The sequence below is a fragment of the Methanothrix sp. genome, from assembly GCA_029907715.1.
GTDB lineage: Archaea > Halobacteriota > Methanosarcinia > Methanotrichales > Methanotrichaceae > Methanothrix_B.
In genome coordinates this window covers 1-699 of sequence record JARYLI010000048.1, presented here as the reverse complement: position 1 = coordinate 699, position 699 = coordinate 1, and the positions used below count along the sequence as shown (strand labels likewise).

Annotated in this window: 1 protein-coding gene and 1 tRNA gene; both read left to right on the top strand. The window is 41.2% G+C overall.

Annotation, left to right across the window (positions count from 1 at the left end; genetic code table 11):
- Positions 1-274 precede the first annotated feature (274 nt).
- A tRNA-Glu gene (locus QHG98_09750) sits at positions 275-348 on the top strand.
- Positions 349-448: 100 nt separating this feature from the next.
- The coding region (locus QHG98_09745) for a hypothetical protein (GenBank protein MDH7597994.1) at positions 449-699 on the top strand (251 nt) is incomplete at its 3' end.

Below are 699 nucleotides of genomic sequence, written 5' to 3'. Positions count from 1 at the left end.
CTCACCTTATATGTAAAACTTTGTTTCCTACTTCTCCGCATAGCGATTTCTCTAGATCTGCATTTCTTACAGATCAATCTCTCCGGAATTTTCTTAATTCTGTCGTAATATTGATTCGTCTCGTCCAGCAGAACCCCACAAATATTACATCTCCGTTCTGACATAATTATCAAGGAATTTGACCTGTTCTTCGTATAAATATTTTTCTATCAATTAAAAGATCGAATGATTACGACCGCATTGTTTATATAGTTTGCAAATGAAAACAGATAATGCTCCAGTAGTGTAGCTGGTCAATCACCTCGGCCTTTCGAGCCGAAGACTCGGGTTCAAATCCCGACTGGAGCGCAAATTCAAATTGAATAATGTATTATAATCACGCGAATATTTTAATCTTCTCACCGAAAATTATTTATACTTTTTAGGGTTTTTTGATAATGGAGGTAAAATGATGGAGTTTGTTCGAAAGATCACAACGCGGCAGGAAGCAGCGGAAGAGCTAATAGATCTTGGGGTGCGCGGCATCGCATTGGATATCGCGCTAAAAGCCGGTGCCCCACGGAGACATAGAGACAGAGTACATTTAATCAAGCATCAGCTGGCTCATGACTTACAAAAGCGATTCGGAGAGATCGAAATGATCAGAAATTGGTCGGTGGGGTTGTGCGCGATGGAGTTAACCACCTCCATCGCGGCGAG